The organism is Brucella pseudogrignonensis (genome assembly GCF_002252525.1).
GTDB lineage: Bacteria > Pseudomonadota > Alphaproteobacteria > Rhizobiales > Rhizobiaceae > Brucella > Brucella pseudogrignonensis.
Genome location: NZ_NNRM01000017.1, coordinates 22433 through 45526, shown reverse-complemented (window position 1 = coordinate 45526; position 23094 = coordinate 22433). Strand labels below are relative to the sequence as shown.

Below are 23094 nucleotides of genomic sequence, written 5' to 3'. Positions count from 1 at the left end.
GCCCCGTTTACCTTATTCGGCGGCAACACGGAAGCTGCGCGCTTCCGCCGGGAAGCGACAAATAACGGTGGTTCCGATATCTGCGCCGGTTTCGATTTCCACGCGACCGCCATGCAGTTCGACAAAGCTTTTCACGATGGAAAGGCCAAGCCCCACGCCGCGTCTGCGACCGCCGTTCTGATAGGCCTGGAAACGCTTGAACACAGTATCAAGCACATCGCCCGGCATCCCCGGACCGTCATCATGCACGGCAAACAGAATATCCGTGCCTTCGCGGACAACCTGCAGCGAAACAGTGGAACCTTCCGGTGCATAATTGGAGGCGTTGGACAGGAGATTGAACAGCACCTGACGCACGCGATTGGCGTCGGCTCTGAAGGTTTCCACATCATCGGCAATATCGACATTGAGAGCGATGTCATGCTCCTGCAGACGCTCGCTCACACGCTTTGCCGCAGCCGAAATTTCATCCATGACAGCGACATCATCGATATCGAGCTGCATGATGCCTGCATCGACCGTTGCCAGATCGAGAATATCGTTGACGATGGTCAAAAGCACGGCAGACGATGTGCCGATATGATCCAGATATTCCAGCTGGCGCTCATTGAGCGAGCCAAAGGCCGGTGTCTGTAGCAGCTCGGTAAAGCCGATGATGTTTGTCAGCGGCGAACGCAGCTCGTAAGACACATGCTGCACGAAGTCGTTCTTGATCTGATCGGCAAGCGAAAGCGCTTCGTTCTTTTCCTTGAGCGCCCGTTCAACGCGCACCGTATCGGTGACATCGATGAAAGTGAGCATCGTCTGACCTTTCGGCAGTGGCACCACCGCATAGGAAAGGATCACACCGTCATCAAGTTCAACCTGCCCCATGCGCCCGTTGCGCTCATCCAGGAAGCCGGTGACAGAGGAAACGAAATCGTCCCAGATGCCATCGCCGCCACGCTGGCCGCAGAGCTTGGAAATGGTTGAGATATGCGTGCCTTCAACGGTGATGGCTGCAGGCAGCGACCAGAGGTCGGCAAAAGACGGATTGGAAAGGCGCAAACGGCCATCGGAGCCGAACACGGCGACGGCTTCTCCAAGATGGTCGAGCGTTTCGCCCTGTACCTTGATCAGCGTGTTGTAACGGCCTTCAAGCTCGAACTTCTCGGTCATGTTCTCAAAGAACCACGTCACGCCGCCTTGCGGATGCGGATTGGCAACCACGCGCAGGATACGGGTATCCGGCAGATGCCACATATGTTCTTCCGGCTCGACAGCGCGGTAGGCCGCAAGCATGGAATCCTTCCATTTGCGCCATTCCGGCTGTTCCGGCAGCTTGCCTTCCGAACGCAGACGATCAAACAGCAGCGTATTGCTCGGATGTGTCTCAAGCCAGGCCGTATCGAGCGACCAGAGCGAAACGAAAGCCTGATTGAAGAATTGCAGCTTCATATCTGGATCGAAGATCGCCACAGCGGTTGAAAGCTGATCGAGCGTCTCGGCATGGCTCTTCAATGTGCGACTTAATTCTTCGCGGATCTGCTCGACTTCGCTGAGATCAAAGCCCAGACCGGCAGAACCTGCCTCCGCACTCACATCCGTCACATCAAAAATGCGGCGGTCGCCACGCACGACGGCAGGCAGTTTTTCATATAGATCAGGCTCTGCAAACCGATCACGTTCCAGACGTTGACGGGCCTGCGCGCCAAAAAGCTCGCGACGCTCGGACGTTGCCTGTGTGCCGTCTACAGCATCCACAGCCCGCGCATAGGCGGCATTGACCCATTCCATGCGTCCATCGGTGCCACGCACCCAGACCGGCTGTTCAAGACGGTCGAGCAGATGACGCAACAAAGCCAGTTTTTCTGATAGCTCGCGGTTCTGTGCCTGAAGCGCTGCACGCTCGGCCTGCACGCCCTGAAGACCAAGGAAACGCACGATAGCAAAGCTACCCGAAGTGCGGCCATAGACGTCGAGCAGGGTGCCATTGCTGGTTTCGACCGTCAGATCGAAAGCATGGGCCTGCTCACGCAGCGCAGAAACCGCGCGTTCAAGCTCGGCAACCGATTGCGGACGCAGCCAGCGACCAAAAGCGAGGAAATGCGAGCGATCCTGTGGCGCGCCGCTATCAAACGGCAGTTGCCCGACCACATCGGCACGCGCGCCATGGGCATCCCAGACAACTGCACGCTGATCTTTGAGATTAAGCAACGCTTCATTGCGCTGCGCGGTCAGATTCATATCCGAGAGGCGCGAGCGCAAATCATTGTTCTGATGCGCAATTTTTGAGCGGTCGCGGATAAGCCAGCCAGCCGAGAGCAGGGCTGCGCCCATGGCGCCCAAAAACATCGAAAACTGGATGACTTCAAAAGCACCAACGCTGCCACCGAAAGGCAATTCGATACGTGCCGAATTTTCAGCGCCTTGTGCAAATGCCGGAACAGCCGCAACAAGTGCGGCAAAGGAAACTGAAGCCTTGAGAACAACCCGTTTGAGAGGGCTTGCAGCCAATGAAAGCGATGCTTTCAGGTGCCTGCCTGCGCTGTATGCGGATTTGCTCCGCAAGCTCCCCGTTGAGCCGGTCTCTGGCATATTTCCCTTGTCTCCGCCGCCCGGAAGCATTCTCAAAAAGAGGACTCCCGTATTTCAAAATTCTTCATTCCAGCTCTCTCGCATCGCCACAATGCTGAAAGCCAGACATGTTTCGAGGATGAATAGGTCGCCCGTCTTTCGCCTGAACCGGCAAAAAACGCCCAACGCAAACACCCGTCAAAACACATTGATTCGTCTTCACAATACCCTCACCGTGAATCCGCGTGAAGCGTGTTGCACGCAAAAATAAAGGCCGGGCAACGTAAAGATGCCCGACCTACAAGATGTAGCAGTATGGTTAACGGGTAATTAATACCTGTAGTGTTCCGACTTGAATGGGCCCTGCGGCGTTACGCCGATATATGCGGCCTGTTCCTCAGAAAGCACAGTCAGCTTGGCGCCGAGCTTGTCGAGATGCAGGCGTGCAACCTTCTCATCGAGGTGCTTTGGCAGGACATAGACTTCATTCTTATACGCGTCGGTACGCGTGAAGAGTTCGATCTGGCCCAGAACCTGATTGGTGAAGGAAGCCGACATAACGAAGCTTGGATGGCCGGTTGCGTTGCCGAGGTTGAGCAGGCGGCCTTCCGACAGAAGGATGATGCGCTTGCCATCCGGGAATTCAACCAGATCGACCTGTGGCTTCACGTTGGTCCATTTCAGGTTACGCAGTCCTGCAACCTGAATTTCATTGTCGAAGTGACCGATATTGCCGACGATGGCCATATCCTTCAGCTTGCGCATATGATCGAGCGTGATGACGTCCTTATTGCCGGTCGTCGAGATCACGATATCAGCGGTCGAAGCTGCGTCATCGAGCGTTACGACTTCAAAGCCGTCCATTGCAGCCTGAAGCGCGCAGATAGGATCAACTTCCGTGACCTTCACGCGGGCACCGGCACCAGCGAGCGATGCAGCCGAGCCTTTGCCAACGTCGCCATAACCGCAAACGACAGCAACCTTGCCAGCCATCATGACGTCTGTACCGCGACGGATGCCGTCAACCAGCGATTCCTTGCAGCCATACTTGTTGTCGAACTTCGACTTGGTGACGCTGTCATTGACGTTGATTGCCGGGAAGGGCAGGAGGCCCTTCTTCTGCAGCTGGTAAAGACGATTGACGCCTGTGGTGGTTTCTTCGGTCACACCTTTGATCGCATCGCGCTGACGCGTGAAGAAGCCTGGGGTTTCAGCCATACGCTTCTTGATCTGAGCGAACAGAACTTCTTCTTCTTCACTTTCAGGCTTGGAAAGAACGTCTTCGCCAGCCTCAGCGCGCGCGCCGATCAGGATATACATGGTAGCATCGCCACCATCATCGAGGATCATGTTGGATGGTTCGCCATCCGTCCACTGGAAGATCTTGTCGGTATAGGTCCAATATTCTTCAAGCGTTTCGCCCTTGATGGCGAAAACCGGCGTGCCGGTGGCTGCAATCGCTGCCGCTGCATGATCCTGCGTCGAGAAAATATTGCAGGAAGCCCAGCGCACATCGGCGCCGAGCGCCTTCAGTGTTTCGATCAGCACGGCGGTCTGGATCGTCATATGCAGCGAACCGGAGATGCGCGCGCCCTTGAGCGGCTGCGACTTGCCGAATTCTTCGCGCGCGGCCATCAGGCCCGGCATTTCGGTTTCAGCAATATCGAGTTCCTTGCGGCCCCAATCGGCAAGACCGAGATCCTTGACGACAAAATCCTGACTTGCGGTCATCATCTGCTCCAATCAAATTTGTTTAGAAGCCCAAAAGGATGCGAAAGGGCTTCGGCTGGCGTTCTGATTAGCAGATCAGCACGCACAGCACAACGCAACATAAAGAAATCTTTATGTGTCTATATCAATTGATTGAGAAGCAGCGGAACGCCCGGAGACTCAGCACTCCTCGCCGAACTTATCGGCAATAAGTGTCTGAAGTGCATCGAGCACGGCGTCAGCCTGTTCGCCAGATGCGCGAACGTCGATGCAGCAGCCCGGGGAGGCTGCCAGCATCATCAAACCCATGATCGACGTGCCGCCAACAGTCATTCCGTCCTTGCTGACGCGGACATGAGCGTTGTAACCGTCGACGAGCTGCACAAATTTAGCCGATGCGCGGGCGTGAAGTCCGCGCTTGTTGACGATCTCGAAAGACCGGGACGAGGCGCTATCGGCATCGTATTCGCCGGTAACGGCTACGGTTGGATGCATGGACTACTTTCCTGTCAGAACCTGACTTGCAACATTGATGTACTTACGCCCCGCATCCTGCGCTTCGCGCAGTGCCGTCTTGATGTCTCCACCAATACGAACACTTGAAAGCTTGATGAGCATCGGCAGGTTCACACCAGCGATCACCTCGATCTTGCCTTCTTCCATCACCGAAATAGCCAGATTCGACGGTGTGCCGCCGAACATATCCGTCAGAACGATGACACCTCTGCCATTATCGGCACGATCAACGGCATCGACAATATCGCGACGACGCTGTTCCATGTCATCTTCGGCACCGATACATACGGTCTCGAAATTGTCTTGCGGGCCAACCACATGCTCAACCGCATGGAGAAACTCTTCGGCCAGCCTTCCGTGCGTAACAAGCACGAGTCCGATCATACTTTAAAAGCTCCTGTCGTGTACCCGCCGCTTGAACCCGCCAAAGGCGCAGATGGCACAAAAACCCTGCCGGCCTCTAGCCGACGAGTTGTGCATCTTGGCAGGGCAAATCTTGATATCAAGTGAAAAATTTCAGCTCTGCCTTGAAAAAAGCAAAATGCCGCAGCGTTAGGCACGTCTTTTGGATTCTTATGAATTATATAATCATTCGAATTGTCACGGCCAAGTCTTGTAGAAGAGACTGGCCTCTATAGCCCGGGAAAGCGCGTTGGAATCGCCATTTGACGACAGCGCAGGCAGTAAGAGGCGCGGCACCTCGATATCGTCAAACTGCCATTTTTCGCCGCTGGGATAACGCTCGGCTTCATCGCGTCCAACCAGCATGACCACAAGATCAAGCGGCGTCTGTTTCACATAAGCAACAGTGAACAGACCTGCACCGCGAATCTCAACCCCTCCGGCGAGCGCATCGGGAACACTCGCGACAAGTCTTTCACCTTCCAAATGCAGAAGCGTGCGATCATCGGCAACAAGACAAGCCTGATCGCCGCGCATCTTGGCGCGCTCAATCAGGGTGAGGGCGAGTTCTGTCTTTCCGGCACCGGATTTTCCCATCAGCATGACACCGCGTCCCTGCAACTGAACAGTTGTTGCATGGAGACCGCTTTTTTCCTGTTCGGGTGTCATGTCGAAATTACGCGCTAGCCGGAAGATCGACGATGAAGCGGGCGCCCTTCATCTGATCCGGATCATCCGCATCAATGATATTTTCTGCTGTCAGCGTACCACCATGAGCTTCAATGATCTGGCGGCTGATCGACAGCCCAAGACCCGAATTCTGGCCGAAAGCTTCCGATGCGGGGCGGTCAGTATAGAAGCGCTCGAAAATACGCTCGATATTTTCAATCGGAATACCGGGGCCGTTATCTTCGACCAGAACACGCAAACGGCCACCTTCACCAGTCAGGGTAACTTCAATGCGGCCCGTATCTTCCGGCACGAAAGAACGCGCATTTTCGATCAGGTTGCTGATGACTTGTCCCAGACGCAGATCGTGACCGGCAACGAAGAAGCCCTTCTTGCCCGCCGGGAACTTGCCCGTATTGAATACAATCTCTGTACCAACCTTGTTGCGGCGAACTTCGCGCGCAGCATTGACCAGACTGTTGAGCAGCGTCTTCATATCGACGCGGTCGGAATGTTCGCGCGCGAGCTCTGCATCCAGACGCGAGGCATCAGAAATATCGGTAATCAGGCGATCCAGGCGGCGCACATCATGCTGGATCACATCCAGCAGGCGTTTTCGCGAATCATCGTTCTTGGCGAGCGGCAGCGTTTCAACGGCACTGCGCAGCGAGGTGAGGGGGTTTTTCAGCTCGTGGCTCACATCAGCTGCGAAACTCTCAATCGCCTCGATGCGCGTATAAAGCGCGTCGGTCATTGCGCGGATAGAGGTCGAAAGATGCCCCACTTCGTCCTGACGTTCGGAGAAATCCGGAATTTCCTCACGGCTCTTAACACCAAGACGCACACGGTCGGCGGCAGCCGCCAGCTTCCGCAATGGGCTTGCAATCGTCGACGCCAAAAACAGCGACAGGATAACCATGACCGCGGCCACAACGCCAAAGACCCGGAAAACGGCCATGCGTTCGCCCTGCACGATCTTGTCGATATCGTCACCTTCGGTCGAAAGCAAAAGGACGCCCAGAATAGCGCGTGACTGCTGGATGGGCACTGCCACCGAAACGACCAATTCGCCCTGCTGGTTACGCCGCTGTGCTGTTTGCGGAGAGCCGGTCAGCGCACGAACGATTTCCTGATAAGCAAGACCATTACCGCCTGGCTGTTCCTGATAAAGCGGCAGACCGCCGCCATAAAACAGACGTGAGAACCAACCGGTAAAGCGCTCCCAGGCGCTCGGTTCATCTTCTTCGATTGCTGGCAGATCATAACGGAAAACCGGACCGCCAGACGCGAAAGCCGGGGCATAGAGCGAGCGGGAATCCAGCAGAAGGTTGGCGTAATGATCGTAAATGCGGGCGCGCGTACTGGTCGGTGAAATCAGCTGGCGCAGCATCGGGGAGACTTTTTCCGGATTAATCGGGAATTCCCAGTTATCCGGTGAATCGGGCGAAGGCGTAATGCTTTGTCCCGCTTGAAGCTCCAGAAGTTTTTCCGGGTCGATCATCAGCGAATTGGTATCAACCGTTGCGGATGAAGATATAGCTGCCGCAATGATCTTGCCTTGCGTGAGCAAGCTTTCGATCTTGGCGTCGATCAGCCCCTCGCGGAACTGGTTCATATAAAGAATGCCGGAAACAAGCACGGCAAGGGCTGCAAGATTGAGGAAGAGAATACGGCGCGTCAGGCTTGAGAAGAGAAACTGACCCAGAAACCGGCTGAAGGGCGCAAAAAGACGACGCAGGAAAAGCGAACGTTGCCGCCGCGCCCTACGTTCTCTCATGGTAACGGCACTGTCTTTCCGGGTTTCGGCGACCATGTCGCTTCAATCTTACTTTCTTAGAGCATTTCCTATTCAGGATGAATCATGGGGAATGCTCGATCTCTTTGTTTTTATCGCATTATCCGACGCAAAACCGCTTCGCACTTTTGCTGGAAATGCTCTAATAAGCCTCCGGGCCTCTAATGGCCCGGCGCTCTCATAACTTCATATTACGCTTCGCGGAAGCGGTAACCGACGCCATAGAGCGTTTCGATCATCTCAAAATCGTCATCGGTCGATTTGAACTTCTTGCGAAGGCGCTTGATGTGGCTGTCGATGGTACGGTCATCCACATAGACCTGCTCATCATAAGCCGCATCCATCAGCGCGTCACGGCTTTTCACAACACCGGGGCGCTGTGCAAGCGAGTGAAGGATGAGGAATTCGGTCACAGTAAGCGTTACCGGCTCACCTTTCCAGGTGCAGGTGTGGCGTTCCTGATCCATGACCAGCTGGCCACGTTCCAGCGATTTGGCCTGCTGGCCGGCCGGCTTTGCGGTGCCATCACGCGCTGCAACACGGCGCAGCACGGCCTTCACACGTTCGACCAGAAGACGCTGCGAGAACGGCTTGGTGATGAAATCGTCAGCGCCCATCTTGAGGCCGAACAATTCATCGATTTCGTCGTCCTTGGACGTCAGGAAGATGACGGGAAGATCAGACTTCTGGCGCAGGCGGCGCAGAAGTTCCATACCATCCATGCGCGGCATCTTGATATCAAAGATCGCAAGGTTCGGTGGACGCGCCATCAGACCATCCAAAGCGGAAGCCCCATCGGTATAGGTCTCCACGCGATAGCCTTCCGACTCCAGAGCAATGGAAACGGAGGTCAGAATGTTGCGGTCATCGTCGACCAGCGCAATTGTCTGCGTTGCCGAAGCTTCCTTCATGCGGACCTTCTCCTTTTTAAACCGCCCCGATCACGGCAGCGGCAGAAATAACCGAACGCCTCCTGGCGTCTCGTCTGCAAATTCTCTTTGTCAGTTCGCCTAAGAAGTGGTTCCTGCTGCCTGACAAATCAATAGTATAACAGTCATGCCGCTTGTGCAGTACAAATTAGGTACAAAATGTGGCAGCCGCTCAACTAACCATCCATGCCCTGCTGCGATTCCTTTTCCTTGGTTAATGCAATCGACAATTGTTCTTCATCAAAAATACACCCGATAACGTGAAGATTAAACGATTTAAAAAAGTTTCAATTTTTTTAAATCGATTAAATATTTGATTTGATTTAATTAATCTGTTTCTGACTGCCATCCCGGATTAAAATGAACCGGGCCAACAAACTTTAGAACCAGATGGCGGAGAGACCATGAAAGAGATCGGCATTCACAATACTGCCGCTTCCATTGCCACTTCAGGATTGAAGGAACTGTCCGCAGTCTTTTATAATTTTGGACCGGCCCGGCTTTATGAAGAGACTATTCGCCGTGGCGAAGCAGAGCTTTCAGCACAAGGAGCCCTTGTTGCTAGAACGGGCCAGCACACCGGCCGTTCGCCAAAAGACAAATTCGTTGTTCGCGATGCAAACACCGAAGATCAGGTCTGGTGGGACAACAACAAGCCAATGACGCCTGAGGCTTTCGAGCTTCTCTATGCCGATTTCATCGAACATGCGAAGGGCAAGGAGCTTTTCGTACAGGATCTCATCGGCGGCGCTGACGAAGACAATAAGATCAACGCGCGTGTTGTCACTGAATATGCATGGCACTCGCTGTTCATCCGCAACTTGCTGATCCGTCCGGAAGAAGCAGCGCTTGCTTCTTACGTGCCTGAAATGACAATTATCGATCTGCCTTCCTTCAAGGCCGATCCTGCACGCTATGGCGTGCGCACCGAAACGGTGATCGCAGTCGATCTCACCCGCAAGATTGTGCTGATCGGCGGCACTTCCTATGCTGGTGAAATGAAGAAGTCGGTCTTCACCGCGCTCAACTATCTTCTGCCTGCCAAGGGCGTCATGCCAATGCATTGCTCTGCCAATGAAGGCCCGAACGGCGACACGGCTGTCTTCTTCGGTCTGTCCGGCACTGGCAAGACCACGCTTTCAGCTGATCCAACCCGCACGCTGATCGGCGATGACGAGCACGGCTGGGGCGAAGATGGCGTCTTCAATTTCGAAGGCGGCTGCTATGCCAAGACCATTCGTTTGTCAGCTGAAGCCGAGCCGGAAATCTACGCAACCACGCAGCGCTTCGGCACTGTGCTGGAAAATGTTGTGCTGGATGCAAACCGCCAGCCGGATTTCGATGACGTATCGCTGACTGAAAACACCCGCTGCGCCTATCCGCTCGACTTCATCCCGAATGCATCATCGACGGGCAAGGGCGGTCAGCCAAAGAACATCATCATGCTTACCGCTGATGCCTTCGGCGTCATGCCTCCGATCGCCAAGCTTACGCCTGCGCAGGCCATGTATCACTTCCTGTCAGGCTACACCGCCAAGGTTGCCGGTACGGAAAAGGGCGTGACCGAGCCTGAAGCAACGTTCTCGACCTGCTTTGGTGCGCCATTCATGCCGCGCCATCCATCGGAATACGGCAATCTGCTGCGCAAGCTGATCGCCGAACACAAGGTCGATTGCTGGCTGGTCAACACCGGCTGGACCGGCGGCGCTTATGGCACTGGCAAGCGTATGCCGATCAAGGCTACCCGTGCGCTTCTTGCAGCAGCGCTCGACGGTTCGCTCAATAATGCGGAATTCCGTACTGATCCGAATTTCGGCTTCGCCGTGCCGGTTGAAGTGCCGGGCGTGGATACGTCCATTCTCGATCCGCGTTCGACCTGGGCTGACAAGGCAGCTTACGACGCACAGGCGCAAAAACTTGTCGATATGTTCGTGAACAATTTCGAAAAATTCGAAAGCCATGTCGATCATGATGTACGCGATGCAGCGCCAGCAACGCAAATTGCTGCTGAATAAGCAAAATTGAAATCCTGAGGAGGAGGGGAAGCCCGGCTGAAAGGCCGGGTTTTTCTTTTTTGCAATAGATACAAAGCGGTGTATCACTCGTCCTCATGGAAGAAAGCCGCTCTATCATCCGTATCACCAACCGCCTGACGATCCACGAGGACGATCTGGAGGAGAGCTTTATCCGCTCGTCTGGTCCCGGTGGTCAGAACGTCAACAAGGTTTCGACCGCTGTGCAGTTGCGCTTTCATGCGGCACGCTCCGGCCTTCCCGAAGATGTGCTTTCCCGTCTTTTCAAGCTTGCTGGTCAAAAAGGCACCAAGGACGGTGACATACTGATCGAGGCCAATCGTTTTCGCACACAGGAACGCAATCGCGAAGATGCCCGTGAGCGGATGATTGCGCTGATCCAGGAGGCAGCAGTTCCGCCACCGCCACCGCGCAGGAAAACAAAGCCGACAAAAGGCTCGATTGAACGCCGTCTCAAGGCTAAATCCGGACGCTCGGACATCAAGAAAGGCCGCGGCAAGGTTTCTTACGATTAAGCGCATCCCGAAAAGTGGGAACCGGTTTTCGGAAGGAGATGCGCGTAAAAACAAATATACCATTCGCATTTTGGGAACAGACAACATGACAATCAATTATCGCGAGCTTGAAACCAGCCATGGCCGCATTGCTGTGCGTGAAAGCGAAGGCGAGGGCGCTCCTCTTCTGATGATCCATGGCAATTCAAGTTCGGGCGCAATTTTCGCACCACAGCTCGAAGGCGAGATCGGCAAAAAATGGCGCGTGATAGCACCTGATCTTCCGGGCCATGGCAAATCTTCCGATGCGATTGATCCCGATCGCAGCTATTCGATGGAAGGCTATGCGGATGCGATGACGGAAGTCATGCAGCAGCTCGGGATTGCCGATGCTGTCGTTTTCGGCTGGTCGCTCGGTGGCCATATCGGTATCGAGATGATTGCCCGTTATCCTGAAATGCGTGGCCTTATGATTACCGGAACTCCACCCGTAGCGCGTGAGGAAGTGGGGCAGGGGTTCAAGAGCGGGCCAGACATGGCGCTTGCCGGACAGGAAGTCTTTTCCGAGCGCGATGTGGATTCTTACGCACGCAGCACCTGTGGCGAACCGTTCGAAGCATCGCTTCTCGATATTGTTGCCCGTACCGACGGCCGCGCACGCCGCATCATGTTTGAAAAATTTGCCGCTGGCACCGGCGGCAACCAGCGCGACATCGTCGCTCAAGCAAAGCTTCCCATTGCAGTCGTCAATGGGCGCGATGAACCTTTCGTCGAACTCGACTTCGTCTCCAAGGTAAAATTCGGTAATCTTTGGGAAGGCAAAACCCACGTTATCGACGATGCTGGACATGCGCCTTTTCGTGAAGCGCCAGCGGAATTTGATGCTTATCTCGCTCGTTTCATCGAGAGTTGCACAAAATAACTTTTCCAATTCAAACGGCATCGATTGATGCCGTTTGACGGCTTCCCACATCCGCCCGGCGCCCTAACTTGATCTTCAGGATTGTGAAAAGGGTGAAATCATGGGCATGACTGTTGCGGATCTTCTGGCTCAAACCTTGGCCGAAGCAGGTGTTAAACGTATCTGGGGCGTCACGGGCGATAGCCTCAACGGACTGAATGACAGCCTCAGAAGACTTGGCAAGATCGACTGGATGCATGTTCGCCATGAGGAAACCGCAGCCTTCGCCGCAGGGGCAGAAGCGGCTGTCACCGGCGAACTGGCCGTTTGTGCTGGCAGCTGTGGTCCCGGCAATCTGCACCTCATCAACGGGCTTTTTGATTGTCACCGCAACCGCGAACCTGTGCTGGCGATTGCAGCCCATATCCCTTCATCCGAAATCGGTCTCGACTATTTTCAGGAAACCCATCCGCAGGAACTGTTCCGCGAATGCAGCCATTTTGTTGAGCTGGTTTCCAACCCTGCACAAATGCCCGAAGTGCTGAACCGCGCCATGCGCGCGGCCATCGGAAAGCGCGGCGTGGCCGTGATCGTCATTCCGGGTGACGTTGCGCTCAAGCAGGCACCTGAAGGGGCGAAGCAGACCTGGACGCAGATCTCGCCTCCACGCATGGTTCCGTCTGATCAGGATGTCGCTAAGCTCGCAGATATTCTCAACGGTTCTGAGAAGATCACCATTCTGGCAGGCAGCGGCTGCACTGGCGCCCATGATGCTGTCGTTTCATTGGCCGAACAGCTTGAGGCGCCTGTGGTTCATGCGCTGCGCGGCAAGGAACATGTCGAATGGGACAATCCCTTTGATGTTGGCATGACCGGCCTGATCGGCTTTTCATCCGGCTATCACGCCATGCTCAACTGCGACACGCTGCTGATGCTTGGCACCAGTTTCCCTTATCGCAACTTCTATCCCGACAAGGCAAAGATCGTTCAGATCGACAATGATCCTTCACAGCTCGGACGCCGTGCGCCGCTCACATTGGGCGTGACCGGCGATGTGTCGGAAACAATCGCAGTTCTTCTGCCGAAGCTCAAATCTGGTCGCAGCACGAAGTTCCTCGATGCTGCAAAGACACATTACACGAAAGCGCGCGAGGCATTGGATGATCTGGCAGCACCATCAAAACCAGGCCAGCCGATCCACCCGCAATATCTCACCCGCCTCGTCAATGAGATTGCGGATGAAGATGCGATCTTTACCGCCGATGTCGGCACGCCTACCGTCTGGGCTGCACGCTATCTCACCATGAATGGCAAGCGTCGCCTGCTCGGTTCTTTCAATCATGGCTCAATGGCCAATGCCATGCTTCAGGCGCTGGGCGCAAAGGCTGCAGCGCCGGAACGACAGGTCGTTTCACTCTCCGGCGATGGCGGTTTCACCATGATGATGGGCGATTTCCTGTCGTTGAAGCAGCTCAATCTGCCCGCCAAGATCATTGTTTATAACAATGGCTCGCTTGGCTTCGTGGCGATGGAAATGAAAGCGGGCGGCTATCTGACCTCTGGAACCGACCTCGAAAACCCGAATTTTGCAGCCATGGCGGAAGCCATCGGCATCAAAGGTTTTCGCGTTGAGGAATCCGCTGATCTGCCGGAGGCATTAAAGCAGGCTTTTGCGCATGACGGTCCGGTTCTGGTCGATGTGGTAACAGCCAAACAGGAACTGGTAATGCCGCCCAAGATCAAGGCCGAGCAGGCGAAGGGCTTCAGCCTTTATATGCTCAAAGCCATCATCAGCGGTCGTGGTGATGAAATCGTTGAACTCGCCCGTACCAATCTTGGTCGTTAAAACGGTCTTATCGAAGGGGCATGCTAATTAAGTGCTAGAACTTATTGAGCAATTTCCGGAAAATCCTGTCTTGACCAATTTTCGTCGAGCTGTACTTTGTAGCCTATTGATTGGCTGCAAGAAGCGCTAGCTCATCTCTGGTTCTGATATTTGATACGACGCATCAATAGTTTAGCAACAACAGGGAGATTTGCCCCATGGGAATTTTCGATTTCGTGAAGTCGGTCGGAACCAAGCTTGGTTTCGGTGAAAATGAACCCAAAGCCGATGATCTGAAGAAGGAACTCGACTCGCATAATCTAGGCACCGATGGCGTGCAGGTGAGCGTGCAGGGCGACAAGGCCGTCCTGACCGGCAATGTGAAGGATCAGTCGGCTTTTGAAAAAGCTATTATCGCTGTGGGCAACTCGCTTGGTGTTTCCAAAGTGGAAGCCTCGGAACTGAAAGTCGATGGAGCCGGGACGACCGGTGCCGAACCCGTCTTCTACACAGTCAAGAAGGGCGACAATCTCTGGAAAATCGCCGAAGCTCAATATGGCAAAGGCAAGGGCGCAAAGAACGACATCATCTTTGAAGCCAACAAGCCGATGCTGACGCATCCGGACAAAATCTATCCGGGTCAGGTGCTGCGCATTCCGCCGCTTGCTTGATTGCAAAAACGACCCAAAAGCGATCAGGGCGCCGAACTAATCGGCGCCCTTATTCTTTACGGGATATAAATCTCAGCTTTCATGAATGTTACGGCGTTGCCGGTGAGCAAAACACGGTCGCCTTTCAGCTCACCTCCCAAATGTCCACCACGGGCCGAAGCCTGATAAGCGGACAGTTTGTCTTTCCCGATCTTTTGAGCCCAATAGGGAACAAGCGTCGCATGGATAGATCCTGTAACCGGATCTTCCGGGATACCCGATCCCGCCGCAAAATAACGCGAAACAAAGTCGTGCGACGATCCTCGTGCGGTAATCACCAGGCCGACTGATCCCAGTTTTTCAATCTGGATATGATCAGGCACGAAAGCCCTGACCGCAGCCTCATCCTCAAGCTGCACATAGATATTCTCGAAATTTCTGAAGAACGTGGCTCCGCTCTCATTCTCAAACAATGGTGCTATGAACGCGGGCAGCTCGGAAAGCTGGTCGGGAGCAATGGACGGAACATCAAGCACATAATCGTCGCCCGCGCGCGAAACACTGATCTTGCCTATGCGGGTGTAAAAATTCAGCTCACCATCAATCTTGTGGTGCCAAGCCAGAACATGCGCCGTTGCCAGAGTGGCATGGCCGCAGAAATCGACCTCAAGCGTCGGTGTAAACCATCTGAGCTTCCAGCCATCCTCTGCAGGGCACGCAAAAGCCGTTTCCGCGAGATTGTTTTCCGCAGCGATTGCCTGCATGGTCGCATCGCTCAGCCAGTCTTTCAGGATCAGAACTGCCGCAGGATTTCCGGCGAAGACACGTTTGGTGAACGCGTCCACCTGATACATTTCCAGCACTTGCGGCATTCTGGTTTCCTGAGATTTAAATCTTTCTGAGTGCCACTTCTTCGATCAGATGATCGCTGCCTTTGCGCAGGATAATATCGGCGCGGGGGCGGGTGGGAAGAATGTTTTCGCGCAGGTTCTTCATGTTGATATTGTTCCAGAGGCCTTCGCCGATGGAACGCGCGGCTTCTTCTGAAAGCTGCGAATAGCGGTGGAAGAACGACTGCGGATTGACGAAAGCCGTCTCACGCAAACGCATGAAGCGGTCGATATACCATTTGTGGATCAGTTCCGATTCCGCATCGATATAGATCGAGAAGTCGAAGAAGTCGGACACGAAAGGCACCATCTTTCCGTCTTCCGGCAGATCGCGGACCTGAAGCACATTGATGCCTTCAAAGATCAGAATGTCGGGCTTGTCGACAATCTGATATTCGCCAGGCAGCACGTCATAGCTCAGATGCGAATAGAGCGGCGCGCGCACATGGCTCATGCCTGCCTTGATCGCTGACAGGAAACGCAAAACCGCGCCCACATCATAGCTTTCCGGAAAGCCTTTGCGCTCCATCATGTTCTGATCACGCAGAACCGCGTTGGGGTAGAGGAAGCCGTCCGTCGTCACCAGATCGACCTTCGGGCTGGAAGGCCAGCGAGCGAGTAGTTCTTTCAGAATACGCGCGGTCGTGGATTTGCCCACCGCAACCGAGCCTGCAATGCCAATGATAAAGGGCGTCTTGAAGCGCTCTTCCATATTGAGAAATTGCTGGCGCTGGCGGAACAGGAGCTGGCTTGCTTCCACATGCGCATAGAGCAGGCGGGACAGCGACAGATAAATGCGCCGCACCTCATCAAGATCAATCGGATCGCCCAGCGAGCGCAGCCGTTTCACTTCTTCATAGGTGAGGGTGAGGGGGGTGTCGGCGCGAAAGCCTGCCCACTCTTCCGCCGAAAAGAAACGGTAAGGCGAGTAACGCGACGGCGTTAGCTGGTCCACTTTTTCCCACATATTGTCGCTGCTCTCCCTCAACGCCAATTCTGCACTAACAGCTTTTGGATTAGTTTGCATTTATGCTTTCGGACGACCGGCCTTTTCCTCAAGGCCAGTCTGCGCCGTGCGGCGTTGCAACTCTGCAAGAACTTCATTGAGTGGCACGTCTGCAATCTTGAGAACCACCAGCAGGTGATAAAGCAGATCAGCGCTTTCCGTGACCACTTCCGCGCGATCACCGCTAACTGCGGCAATCACCGTTTCGACGGCTTCTTCACCAAGCTTTTTGGCGGCCCGCGTCTGACCCTTGGCAAAGAGACTAGCAGTATAAGACGATCCATCCGTCGAATTTGCACGCTCTGCAACAATGCGTTCAAGGTCGGAAAGGGTGAACTCAGCCATCGGAATTCCTTCAACTCTTTTTGCGCATGTCGTTATCGGAAAACCGGTTCCCACTTTTCCGCGACAAGCTATATTCTCAACGGACCGGATCGAGCCGCATCGGGATACCAGCCTCGGCCATATAGCGCTTGGCTTCGCCAATCGTATAGGTTCCAAAGTGGAAGATGGATGCTGCGAGAACTGCCGTTGCATGACCTTCGCGGATACCGTCGACCATGTGATCGAGATTGCCAACGCCACCCGATGCGATCACCGGAACGCGCACGCTGTCAGCAACAGCGCGCGTCAGTGCCACATCGTAACCCGCCTTGGTGCCATCACGATCCATCGAGGTCAGCAGGATTTCACCCGCACCAAGGCTCACCACCTTCTGTGCAAATTCCACCGCATCAATGCCAGTCGTCTGGCGTCCACCATGGGTAAAGATTTCCCAGCGGTCGCTCTCACCAGCTCCCGAAACCTTCTTGGCGTCGATGGCCACAACGATGCACTGATCGCCAAACTTGTCGGCGGCTTCTGCAACAAATTCCGGGTTCTTGACCGCAGCCGTATTGATCGAAACCTTGTCGGCCCCGGCAAGCAACAGCTTGCGAATATCAGAAACCTGACGCACACCACCGCCAACAGTCAGCGGCATGAAGCACTGTTCAGCTGTACGGGCGATAACATCGAAAATTGTCTCGCGATTGTCCGAAGACGCCGTGATGTCGAGGAAGCACAATTCGTCTGCACCCGCCGCATCATAGGCGCGTGCTGCTTCAACCGGATCACCGGCATCAATCAGATCGACGAAGTTTACGCCCTTAACGACACGTCCGTCTTTCACATCGAGGCAGGGAATCACGCGTGCTTTGAGTGTCATACTGAAGTTCCTTCAGATGCGCGTCCTCGCCGCTCTGCGGCTGCGGGCGACGCGGCTAACAATGCCAGTGCTTCTGTCGGATCAATGCGGCCGTCATAAAGTGCGCGACCGGAAATCGCACCTTCCAGTTTACGCGCATCGGGTGCAGCAAGACGTTTAATATCTTCCATCGAAGCGAGGCCGCCCGATGCGATCACCGGAATGGAAACGCTGTCTGCAAGACCGAGCGTCGAATCCCAGTTGATACCAGCCAGCACACCGTCACGGTCGATGTCGGTATAGATAATGGCTGCGACGCCCGCACCTTCAAACTTTTTCGCGAGTTCCACCACGCCAAGCTCTGAGGCCTCGGCCCAGCCTTCAACGGCAACATAGCCGCCCTTGGCATCAATGCCGACGGCAACCTGTCCCGGAAATTCCTTGCAGGCTTCGATCACCAGCGCCGGATCGCGCACGGCAACGGTGCCGAGAATAACGCGGCGCAGTCCCTTGGAAAGCCAGCTTTCAATATGGGCAAGCGTGCGGATACCGCCGCCAAGCTGAACCGGATTTTTGGTCGCTTTCAAAATGGCTTCAACAGCTTTGCCGTTGACGCTTTCGCCAGCAAAAGCACCGTTAAGATCGACCACATGCAGCCATTCAAAGCCCTGATCCTCAAAAGCTTTGGCCTGTGCTGCAGGGTCTTCATTGTAAACGGTCGCCTGATCCATGTCGCCAAACTTCAGGCGCACGCATTGACCGTCTTTCAAATCGATGGCGGGAAAAAGGATCATATCTTCAAGGCTTCCATTTCAGGAAATTGGCAATAAGCGAAAGGCCAAGCAGCTGGCTCTTTTCAGGATGGAACTGCGTGCCGATCATGTTGTCGCGACCAACCGTTGCGGTCACATCGCCACCATATTCGGTGACGGCCAGCACTTCTGCTTTGTTCTTCGCGTCGAACATATAGGAATGCACAAAATAGGCATGCAAGCCGTTCTCGCCGGTAGCGATACCGTCAAACACCGGATGCGAATGTTTCACGTGAATCCTGTTCCAGCCGATCTGCGGAATCTTGAGCGTCAGGTCGGACGGCGTCATTTCACGCACATCACCTGCGATCCAGCCGAGACCTTCGGTCACTTCTTTTTCAAGGCCGCGTTCCGACATCAACTGCATGCCCACGCAGATGCCAAGAAACGGATGCGCCTTTTTCAGAACCACATCTTCCAGTGCTTCCACCATGCCGGAAACCGCATGGAGGCCGCGACGGCAATCGGCATAAGCGCCAACGCCCGGCAGCACGATGCGGTCCGCGCTCGCCACGCGATCGGCATCCGCTGTCAGTTCGATTTCAGCTTTCACACCGCTCTCATGGGCGGCACGCTCAAAGGCCTTGGTGGCCGAGCGAAGATTGCCGGAACCATAGTCGATAATTGCAACACGCATTTTCAGTTTTCTCCGCGATGTCCGACAAATCCGATCGTCGAGCCAAATGAGGAATAAGTGGGACGAGGGGGCTGCTGCGCCCATTCCGGCGCAGAAGTGTCCTTCAGGGAGTCTTTAATTTCTGTCGCTGGCTCTGCCGCTTCTTTAAGACCGTAGAAGTAGCGGATTTCCGCTTCCTCCAGATCAGCCGCATCAATGACGGCTGTTTCAACGAAACCTTGACGCTTTAGCTTCGCGATCTTCCAGTTAACGCCTTCCAGCGCCACAAAAAGCGAAAACAACAACGTGATCAGCGGCACTGCATTGGAGATGCCCAATGCAGAACCTGCCACGCCCAGCAGGATCGTCACACCGAGAACGGCAATGGCTTCAAACCAGAGCCGCTGCAACAAAAGCCAGACAAACGGGAGGATCAGCGCTAAGGCGTAAAATCCGTCGCGCACGAAAACCGCTTTTTCGGAACGTTGAGTTCCGGCTGGTTCAAGAACGACGAATTGCGCCATGACACGTCCTTTCGGGAAAGACTTATCCCTTCAGCGACCCCTTGGTCGAGGGAATTGCATCCTTCTGGCGCGGATCGGTTTCGAGCGCTGTGCGCAAAACCCGGGCCACGGCCTTGAAGATCGATTCTGCAATATGGTGATTGTTGGCACCATAGTGATTGTTGATATGCAGCGTAATGCCTGCATTCATCGCAAAAGCCTGGAAGAACTCGCGCACCAGTTCAGTATCGAAGGTGCCGATCTTGGCCGTCGTGAAATTCACGTTCCAGACCAGAAAGGCACGGCCCGAAACATCGACCGCCGCACCCGTCAGCGTGTCGTCCATGGCGAGATCCATCGAGGCATAACGCACGATGCCGCGACGCTCACCAAGCGCTTTCGCCACAGCCTGACCCAACGCAATGCCGGTATCTTCGACTGTGTGGTGGTCATCGATATGCAGATCGCCCTTGGCCATGACGCGCATGTCGATGAGCGAATGTCGGGAAAGCTGCTCCAGCATGTGATCGAAGAAGCCGACACCAGTTGTAATGTCGAACTTGCCGTTGCCGTCCAGATCCACAGAAACAGCAATGCTTGTTTCTTTTGTTGAACGTTCGATACTTGCTTTGCGGGCGCTTTCAGCCGTCATAGCATTTCCTCTGTTGAAATCTTTTCGCGTTCTAGAACAGCTGGCCGCTTTTGCCAATGGTTTTAGGGATGCTCCCAACATTCTGACTTTTGTTTGCGCGCATTTTATCAAAAAGCCGTTTCACACTTTTTGGAATGCGGCTTTCCCAGCAGCGCATTTCATCCAAAAACCGTTTCACACTTTTTGGAATGCGCTGTTAGCCATTTGCATTTTGCCAGCCCCTTCTTAAATATTCACAACGAAACCCGATTCAGTTAGCTCTTGAGCCGACGAAGCGAGCTTCGAGCCAAATAAGGGGCTTATGCGTTTGCCAGATGGAAACGTATCGGCCGCCAAAGGAGTGATCCATGATCGAACATAATCCCACGACAATTTACGGCACGACCATTGTCACCGTTCGCAAGGGTAACAAGGTTGTTATCGCCGGTGACGGGCAGGTCTCGCTCGGCAACACCGTGATGAAGGGCAATGCGCGCAAAGTGCGCCGCATCGGCAAAGGCAATGTCATTGCCGGTTTCGCCGGTGCCACGGCTGATGCCTTCACCCTGCTTGAGCGCCTTGAAGCCAAGCTTGAACAATATCCGGATCAGCTGATGCGCGCCTCCGTCGAACTCGCCAAGGACTGGCGCACCGACCGCTATCTGCGCAAGCTGGAAGCCATGATGCTGGTTGCCGACAGCAAGGTGACGCTGGCACTCACCGGTACGGGCGACGTGCTTGAACCCGAACATGGCGTCATGGCCATCGGATCGGGCGGCAATTATGCGCTGGCCGCAGCCCGCGCGCTGATCGATACCGATAAGGATGCTGAGGAAATCGCCCGCAAGGCGATGGAGATTGCGGCCGATATCTGCATCTACACCAATCACAGCATTCTTGTTGAAAGCCTCGACGCCGAATGAGCTCAATAGCGCAAGCCTCAACCTCCAAGACACATCGTTGGGGCTTAGGTGCTCTGATCGTCCTTGCCATTCTCGTTATACAGGCCTCCTGGCTTTATATCGACGGACGAATTCCCATGTGCGAATGCGGCACCATAAAATTATGGTCCGGTTCGCTGATGTCTGAGAATTCGCAGCATATAGCCGACTGGTATACGCTCTCGCATATCATTCATGGCTTTCTGTTCTACTGGCTTCTGACAATCATCGCGCCAAAGGCTCCGCTGGGCTTGAGACTTGCTGTGGCAGTCGGCGTTGAAGCCGCCTGGGAACTGGTCGAAAACTCGAATTTCATCATCGAGCGCTATCGCGCCAATACGTCCTCGGTGGACTATTTTGGCGATAGTATCGTGAATTCGGTTTCCGACAGTGTTTTCGCCATGATCGGCTTTCTGATCGCAGCCAAACTGCCAACAAAAATCACCGTCGCGACTGCGCTCTTTTTTGAAGTTCTGGCGCTCATTGTCATCCGCGACAACCTTACGCTCAACGTGATCATGCTGCTGCATCCGTTCGAGTTCATCAAGCAGTGGCAAACCGGGTTATAATCATGAGTAATTTTTCTCCCCGTGAAATCGTTTCCGAACTTGACCGCTTCATCATCGGCCAGAACGACGCCAAGCGCGCCGTCGCTATCGCTCTGCGCAATCGCTGGCGCCGCCAGCAGCTGGAAGGCCAGATGCGCGAAGAGGTCATGCCAAAAAACATCCTGATGATCGGACCGACCGGCGTTGGCAAGACGGAAATCTCCCGTCGGCTCGCCAAGCTTGCAGGCGCTCCTTTCATCAAGGTTGAAGCCACCAAATTTACCGAAGTGGGCTATGTTGGCCGCGACGTTGAACAGATCATCCGCGATCTGGTTGAAGCCGCGATCGCTCTGGTGCGTGAAAAGAAGCGCGAAGACGTGAAGGCCAAGGCACACATCAATGCTGAAGAGCGCGTGCTTGACGGTCTTGTCGGCAAGACTGCAAGCCCTGCCACCCGCGAAAGCTTCCGCAAGAAGCTGCGTGACGGCGAGCTGGACGATAAGGAAATCGAGATCGAGGTCGCCGATACAGGTTCAGGCCAGAATTTCGAAATTCCGGGTATGCCTGGTGCCAATATCGGCATGATCAATATCGGCGATATTTTCGGCAAGGCCATGGGCGGGCGCACCAAAACGCGCAAAACCACGGTCAAGGAATCCTATGCAATCCTGATCAATGACGAGTCTGACAAGCTACTCGATCAGGATCAGCTCATTCAGGAAGCTCTGCGTTCAACTGAAAATGACGGCATCGTCTTCCTTGACGAAATCGACAAGATCGCAGCACGCGAAGGCGGAATGGGAGCAGGCGTCTCACGCGAAGGCGTGCAGCGCGATCTGCTGCCGCTTGTTGAAGGCACGACTGTTGCGACGAAATATGGTCCGGTGAAAACCGATCATATCCTGTTCATCGCATCGGGTGCGTTCCACGTTTCCAAGCCTTCCGACCTGCTGCCGGAACTTCAGGGTCGTCTGCCGATCCGTGTGGAATTGAACGCGCTGACGCGTGAAGATTTCCGCCGGATTCTGACTGAAACCGAAGTCAGCCTCATCAAGCAATATATTGCGTTGATGGCGACGGAAGAGGTGAAGCTCGATATTACGGACGACGCGATTGATGCTTTGGCTGACATTGCGGTCGATCTCAACTCGACCGTCGAAAACATTGGCGCGCGTCGCTTGCAGACGGTGATGGAACGGGTTCTGGACGATATTTCCTACAATGCACCTGACAAGGCCGGTTCGGACTTCAAGGTCGATGGGGAATATGTCCGCAAGACCATCGGCGATCTGGCCAAGAACACGGACCTTTCGCGTTTCATTCTGTAAAGAACCTGAGATGCGATCCAGGAACGTGACCAGAAAGTCACGCTTGGGTCCCATAATCCCGAAAGACAAAAATCCCCTCGACTTCATCGAGGGGGTTTTTTATTTTGCGGCAACTTTTATAGATCGTTTACCATATTGGGGCCGTTTCCGCGC

Annotated in this window: 23 protein-coding genes; 8 read left to right on the top strand and 15 right to left on the bottom strand. The window is 54.5% G+C overall.

Going from position 1 to position 23094, the window contains the following annotated elements:
- Positions 1 to 12: 12 nt before the first annotated feature.
- The 7 genes from CEV34_RS06835 to CEV34_RS06800 form a co-directional block, all read right to left on the bottom strand.
- A complete protein-coding gene (locus CEV34_RS06835) occupies positions 13 to 2577 on the bottom strand; it encodes a sensor histidine kinase (RefSeq protein WP_007872535.1) in 2565 nt (854 codons plus the stop codon).
- Between the two features lie 309 nt (positions 2578 to 2886).
- On the bottom strand, positions 2887 to 4287 hold the full coding sequence (gene ahcY / locus CEV34_RS06830) for an adenosylhomocysteinase (RefSeq protein ID WP_007872530.1): 1401 nt from the start codon (positions 4285 to 4287) through the stop codon (positions 2887 to 2889).
- Positions 4288 to 4446: 159 nt separating this feature from the next.
- Entirely contained in the window at positions 4447 to 4761 is a 315-nt protein-coding gene (locus CEV34_RS06825; protein ID WP_007872515.1) for an HPr family phosphocarrier protein, read from the bottom strand.
- Positions 4762 to 4764: 3 nt separating this feature from the next.
- Positions 4765 to 5166 carry a PTS sugar transporter subunit IIA gene (locus CEV34_RS06820; protein WP_007872512.1) on the bottom strand — a complete coding sequence of 134 codons (402 nt, stop codon included), beginning with the start codon at positions 5164 to 5166 and terminating at the stop codon, positions 4765 to 4767.
- Positions 5167 to 5382: 216 nt separating this feature from the next.
- Positions 5383 to 5853, bottom strand: a complete 471-nt coding sequence (locus CEV34_RS06810; RefSeq protein ID WP_007872509.1) for an HPr kinase/phosphorylase — start codon at positions 5851 to 5853, stop codon at positions 5383 to 5385.
- Positions 5854 to 5860: 7 nt separating this feature from the next.
- Positions 5861 to 7666, bottom strand: coding sequence for a stimulus-sensing domain-containing protein (locus tag CEV34_RS06805; RefSeq protein ID WP_064322243.1), 1806 nt, complete (start codon positions 7664 to 7666; stop codon positions 5861 to 5863).
- A gap of 173 nt (positions 7667 to 7839) precedes the next feature.
- The gene (locus CEV34_RS06800; RefSeq protein WP_094543481.1) at positions 7840 to 8559 is read right to left on the bottom strand and encodes a response regulator transcription factor; all 720 of its coding nucleotides are present in this window, start codon (positions 8557 to 8559) and stop codon (positions 7840 to 7842) included.
- A gap of 422 nt (positions 8560 to 8981) precedes the next feature.
- On the opposite strand from CEV34_RS06800, the gene CEV34_RS06795 reads away from it, so the two are divergent.
- From CEV34_RS06795 to lysM, 5 genes are all read left to right on the top strand, one after another.
- Positions 8982 to 10592, top strand: a complete 1611-nt coding sequence (locus tag CEV34_RS06795; protein ID WP_007872487.1) for a phosphoenolpyruvate carboxykinase — start codon at positions 8982 to 8984, stop codon at positions 10590 to 10592.
- A gap of 95 nt (positions 10593 to 10687) precedes the next feature.
- On the top strand, positions 10688 to 11125 hold the full coding sequence (gene arfB, locus CEV34_RS06790; RefSeq protein ID WP_007872484.1) for an alternative ribosome rescue aminoacyl-tRNA hydrolase ArfB: 438 nt from the start codon (positions 10688 to 10690) through the stop codon (positions 11123 to 11125).
- Between the two features lie 85 nt (positions 11126 to 11210).
- Positions 11211 to 12026, top strand: coding sequence for an alpha/beta fold hydrolase (locus CEV34_RS06785; RefSeq protein WP_007872481.1), 816 nt, complete (start codon positions 11211 to 11213; stop codon positions 12024 to 12026).
- A 100-nt stretch (positions 12027 to 12126) separates the two neighbouring features.
- Positions 12127 to 13851: a ubiquinone-dependent pyruvate dehydrogenase gene (poxB, locus tag CEV34_RS06780; RefSeq protein WP_007872478.1), complete on the top strand. Its 1725-nt coding sequence runs from the start codon at positions 12127 to 12129 to the stop codon at positions 13849 to 13851.
- A 197-nt stretch (positions 13852 to 14048) separates the two neighbouring features.
- Entirely contained in the window at positions 14049 to 14501 is a 453-nt protein-coding gene (gene lysM / locus CEV34_RS06775; protein WP_007872476.1) for a peptidoglycan-binding protein LysM, read from the top strand.
- Between the two features lie 56 nt (positions 14502 to 14557).
- On the opposite strand, the gene CEV34_RS06770 is transcribed toward lysM, so the two are convergent.
- The 8 genes from CEV34_RS06770 to hisB all read right to left on the bottom strand — a co-directional run bounded on the left by CEV34_RS06770 (position 14558) and on the right by hisB (position 20145).
- Positions 14558 to 15352: a PhzF family phenazine biosynthesis protein gene (locus CEV34_RS06770; RefSeq protein ID WP_007872471.1), complete on the bottom strand. Its 795-nt coding sequence runs from the start codon at positions 15350 to 15352 to the stop codon at positions 14558 to 14560.
- A 16-nt stretch (positions 15353 to 15368) separates the two neighbouring features.
- Positions 15369 to 16337 (bottom strand): type I pantothenate kinase, encoded by a 969-nt coding sequence (coaA, locus tag CEV34_RS06765; RefSeq protein ID WP_007872468.1) that lies wholly within the window; start codon positions 16335 to 16337, stop codon positions 15369 to 15371.
- Positions 16338 to 16397: 60 nt separating this feature from the next.
- Positions 16398 to 16721, bottom strand: a complete 324-nt coding sequence (locus CEV34_RS06760) for a phosphoribosyl-ATP diphosphatase (RefSeq protein WP_007872465.1) — start codon at positions 16719 to 16721, stop codon at positions 16398 to 16400.
- A gap of 76 nt (positions 16722 to 16797) precedes the next feature.
- Positions 16798 to 17583 carry an imidazole glycerol phosphate synthase subunit HisF gene (gene hisF / locus CEV34_RS06755; RefSeq protein ID WP_007872463.1) on the bottom strand — a complete coding sequence of 262 codons (786 nt, stop codon included), beginning with the start codon at positions 17581 to 17583 and terminating at the stop codon, positions 16798 to 16800.
- Positions 17580 to 18356 (bottom strand): 1-(5-phosphoribosyl)-5-[(5-phosphoribosylamino)methylideneamino]imidazole-4-carboxamide isomerase, encoded by a 777-nt coding sequence (gene hisA / locus CEV34_RS06750; protein WP_007872459.1) that lies wholly within the window; start codon positions 18354 to 18356, stop codon positions 17580 to 17582. The genes hisF and hisA overlap by 4 nt, the downstream gene beginning before the upstream one ends.
- 4 nt (positions 18357 to 18360) lie before the next feature.
- Entirely contained in the window at positions 18361 to 19011 is a 651-nt protein-coding gene (gene hisH, locus CEV34_RS06745; protein ID WP_007872457.1) for an imidazole glycerol phosphate synthase subunit HisH, read from the bottom strand.
- 2 nt (positions 19012 to 19013) lie between these two features.
- Positions 19014 to 19514 carry a DUF2628 domain-containing protein gene (locus tag CEV34_RS06740; protein ID WP_007872455.1) on the bottom strand — a complete coding sequence of 167 codons (501 nt, stop codon included), beginning with the start codon at positions 19512 to 19514 and terminating at the stop codon, positions 19014 to 19016.
- 22 nt (positions 19515 to 19536) lie between these two features.
- Positions 19537 to 20145 (bottom strand): imidazoleglycerol-phosphate dehydratase HisB, encoded by a 609-nt coding sequence (gene hisB / locus CEV34_RS06735; protein ID WP_007872453.1) that lies wholly within the window; start codon positions 20143 to 20145, stop codon positions 19537 to 19539.
- Between the two features lie 347 nt (positions 20146 to 20492).
- On the opposite strand from hisB, the gene hslV reads away from it, so the two are divergent.
- Genes hslV through hslU form a run of 3 tightly spaced genes read left to right on the top strand, consistent with a single transcriptional unit; the run spans position 20493 to position 22941 of the window.
- Entirely contained in the window at positions 20493 to 21047 is a 555-nt protein-coding gene (hslV, locus tag CEV34_RS06730; RefSeq protein WP_007872451.1) for an ATP-dependent protease subunit HslV, read from the top strand.
- On the top strand, positions 21044 to 21634 hold the full coding sequence (locus CEV34_RS06725; protein ID WP_007872450.1) for a DUF2585 domain-containing protein: 591 nt from the start codon (positions 21044 to 21046) through the stop codon (positions 21632 to 21634). The genes hslV and CEV34_RS06725 overlap by 4 nt, the downstream gene beginning before the upstream one ends.
- 2 nt (positions 21635 to 21636) lie before the next feature.
- On the top strand, positions 21637 to 22941 hold the full coding sequence (hslU, locus tag CEV34_RS06720) for an ATP-dependent protease ATPase subunit HslU (RefSeq protein WP_007872448.1): 1305 nt from the start codon (positions 21637 to 21639) through the stop codon (positions 22939 to 22941).
- Positions 22942 to 23094: the final 153 nt, after the last annotated feature.